Genomic DNA, 3,464 nt, shown 5'->3' on the forward strand with positions numbered 1-3,464 from the left:
AGAAGATATGATTGTTGGTTTATCCGGTATCAATAGTATGAAGGACACACCTGTACCCATACCGAACACAGAAGTTAAGCTTTAATACGCCGATGGTACTTGGCTGGAGACGGCCTGGGAGAGTAGGTTTTGCCGGATTTATAAAGACGTATGTCGATCTAATAAAAGACGATGTATGTCTTTTATTTTATTAATGTGCACAGATTAAAAAAGAATATTAGTCATCCGGTATCAATAATATAAAGGACACACCTGTACCCATACCGAACACAGAAGTTAAGCTTTAATACGCCGATGGTACTTGGCTGGAGACGGCCTGGGAGAGTAGGTTTTGCCGGATTTATAAAGAACGTATGTCAATCTATTAAAGAATGATATACGTTTTTTTATAGCTCTATGTATAAGAATCTCTTTAGGATAAATTATTATCCTTAAGATTTGCTGATTATATTTATTTTATTTTTGATCTATTCTAAATAAGAAAAATTTCACGCAGATTACACATTTCACACCAAAAAAAATATCTAAAAATGCCTAAAATAGCCAATCGTTATAAAAAAATTTTTAAATTAATAAAATAATTACAAGAAAACTATTTACAAGGAAATGCTTTTCAGTTATTGTAATAGATATAAAATACATATAAGGAGTGAAAAAAATGGTAGTAGAATTTGATATGGTTAGAACCATAGGTTTTGCTGTAATATTACTTTTATTTGGTAGATTAATACGCAGCAAGATAAAATTTTTCCAAACATTTGCAATACCGGCTCCGGTTATTGGAGGTTTCTCATTTGCAATAGTTAATTTATTTTTAAGACAAAGTGGTTTGGAGATAAATTTTGATACTACATTACAATCTTTCTTCATGGTAATTTTCTTTACAAGTATAGGATTTGGAGCGAGTATTAAAATTTTGAGAGCGGCGGGACCTAAAGTTTTCTTATTTTTGTTAATAGCTGGATTTTTATGTGTAATTCAAAATACAGTTGCTTTAGGACTTTCTGGAGTTGTAGGAATTGATAAAGGGCTTGCACTTATGACAGGTTCAACTCCTATGACAGGGGGTCATGGGACCTCAGGTGGTATTGCACCTTTAGTTGAAGCATCTGGAGTAAAAGGAGCTGAGACTGTAGCATATTCAGCCGCAACATTTGGATTAGTGATGGGTTCTCTTATGGGCGGACCGCTAGCTAATAAATTAGTTACTGGCAAGAATTTATTGCTAAACAGAAAAGAAATAGATGAAGATGATAATTTAGATGAATCTTTATTAAAAACAGAAGCAAGAGTGCTTGATGGAGATAGAATTTTAAAAGCTTTTTTTGTGATACTTATAGCTATGTTCTTAGGTAGCTATATATCAAATTTTTTAAACGTTTTAATTCAAAGAATTAGTCCTATAGCAAAGTTCCCTTCTTATATTGGACCTATGTTGTTAGCTATTATAGCTAGATATATTTCTGACAAAGGAGCGGACATTGTTCCGGTTGAAGAAGTGGAAGTAGTTGGAAATGTTGGGCTTAATTTATTCTTAGGTATGGCTCTTATGACATTAAAATTATGGGAACTTATAGATTTAGCTATTCCTTTAATAGTACTTCTATTAGCACAAACATTGTTAATGGCTATTTATGCATACTTTGTAACATTTAGATTAATGGGCGGCAATTATGATGCAGCCGTATTAGCCGGTGGACATTGTGGATTTGGTATGGGAGCCACTCCAAATGGTGTAGCAAATATGGAATCTATTTGTGAAAAATTTGTATATTCAAAAACTGCATTCTTTGTACTTCCTATTGTGGGAGGAATGTTTATAGATTTTGTAAATGTATTTATCATTTCTATGTTTTTAGCATTTATATAAAAAGGGTGATACAGTGACTATTCAAAAAAAAATAGGGTTCTTCGACAGTGGTGTCGGAGGACTCTCTGTACTTAAAGAAGCATTAAATAAATTATCAGGATATTCTTTTATATATATAGGGGATACAGATAGAATGCCCTATGGAGTAAAAACTTCTAGTGAAGTAGAACAATTTACATTAGAATGTATAGATTATATTGGAGAAATAGGAATTGATTCTTGTATAATAGCTTGTAATACAGCAACTGCTTATGGATTGAAGAGTGCAAGGGATAAATTTGATTTTAAAATTTTTGGTGTTGTTGAACCTGCATGTGAATCTGCAGTTGAAATTACAAATAACAATAAAGTGGCTTTATTTGCAACTCAGGGAACGGTAAATAGTAAAATTTATGATAACACAATGAAATCGATTTCTCAAGAGATTGAACTTTTTGGAGTCGGATGTCCGGATCTTGTGTTAGCTATTGAAAATGGTCATATAGATGATTGTATGGTTAAAAAAGTTATAGAAGAATACTTAATGGAATTAGGTGATTTTGAATATGATACTCTAATACTAGGATGCACCCATTTCCCTTTAGCAATAAAGATGTTTAAAAAAATTTTCAGTGAACAAAATAAGAAAGTAAATATAGTAGATCCTGCTGAAAAAACTATTGAAAAGTTAAAATCAGTTATGCAGTATTATGATATAGCTCGAAAAAGCAGTGTTGAATTTTATGCAACAGGAGATGTTGAAAAATTTAAAAGCACAGTATGTAAAGTGATAGATATAGATAAAATAGACTTAAGTTTTAAAAAAGCTGTTTTAAATAAGTTCATTGACAAGGAGACAAGTAAAATTTAAAAATATATGAAAATCATAGATGTGTAAATTATCTAATTTATATTAGAATGGGAGACGTTAAAAATTGTCAATTTGTAAATGACGAGATACTAAAAACAAAAAATAAATATCACATATGTTAATCTATTATTGGAGTGCTGGTCCCTATATCCAAAATAACTAATGTCCATCTTACAAATTCTACAGTTGGATATGAAGACTGCTCAATAAATGTTATAATATCTCAAAAGAGGTGAAAATTTGAAACAAAAACTTATTGAATTTATGAGAGGAAGATATGCTGCTATTTATGGAACAGATGCTTTGAATAAATTTCTATTAATTGTTTTCATAGTAGAAAGAATAATTTATAGATTTGTATACAGATTTCATGGAGCAGACATAATTTCATTAGTACTTGTACTGTTAGTCTACTATAGAGGACTTTCAAGAAATATCAGCGCGAGATATGAAGAAAATAGAAAGTTTTTGTCTATTATATCTTCCATTAGAAAACCATTTAATAGAGCAAAAAATAATTTATCTGATAGAGATTTTAAGTACATAGAATGTCCTAATTGTAAACAAGAATTGAGAGTTCCAAAGAAGAAAGGAAAAATTTTAGTTACTTGTAAAAATTGTAAAACAAAATTTAACGCTAGAACATAGTTAACAATATTTATACAATAAAAACAATAGTAAACTTAAGCATATAAATAATTGACATTACATCCATAAAACTGTATTCTTTTATAGAGGTGTTTT

At 30.2% G+C, this 3,464-nt stretch carries 3 protein-coding genes and 2 rRNA genes; all 5 read left to right on the forward strand.

The features are described from left to right. Positions 1-22 precede the first annotated feature (22 nt). The 5 genes from rrf (SOR77_RS08345) (at position 23) to SOR77_RS08365 (ending at position 3,368) form a co-directional block, all read left to right on the forward strand. Positions 23-138, forward strand: a 5S ribosomal RNA gene (rrf, locus tag SOR77_RS08345). Positions 139-224: 86 nt separating this feature from the next. Beyond that, a 5S ribosomal RNA gene (gene rrf, locus SOR77_RS08350) occupies positions 225-340 on the forward strand. 318 nt (positions 341-658) lie between these two features. Continuing rightward, on the forward strand, positions 659-1,870 hold the full coding sequence (gene gltS, locus SOR77_RS08355) for a sodium/glutamate symporter (protein WP_320636653.1): 1,212 nt from the start codon (positions 659-661) through the stop codon (positions 1,868-1,870). A 13-nt stretch (positions 1,871-1,883) separates the two neighbouring features. Further along, positions 1,884-2,720, forward strand: coding sequence for a glutamate racemase (gene murI, locus SOR77_RS08360; protein ID WP_320636654.1), 837 nt, complete (start codon positions 1,884-1,886; stop codon positions 2,718-2,720). Between the two features lie 240 nt (positions 2,721-2,960). Further along, complete coding sequence (locus tag SOR77_RS08365) at positions 2,961-3,368, forward strand: hypothetical protein (protein ID WP_320636655.1); 408 nt, start codon at positions 2,961-2,963, stop codon at positions 3,366-3,368. Positions 3,369-3,464 lie beyond the last annotated feature (96 nt).

The sequence above is a fragment of the Peptoniphilus sp. genome (genome assembly GCF_034090345.1).
In the GTDB taxonomy this organism is placed as follows: domain Bacteria; phylum Bacillota; class Clostridia; order Tissierellales; family Peptoniphilaceae; genus Peptoniphilus.

Coding starts and splice junctions, on each gene's coding strand:
- gltS (WP_320636653.1), top strand. CDS start 659: ATGGTAGTAGAATTTGATATGGTTAGAACCATAGGTTTTGCTGTAATA.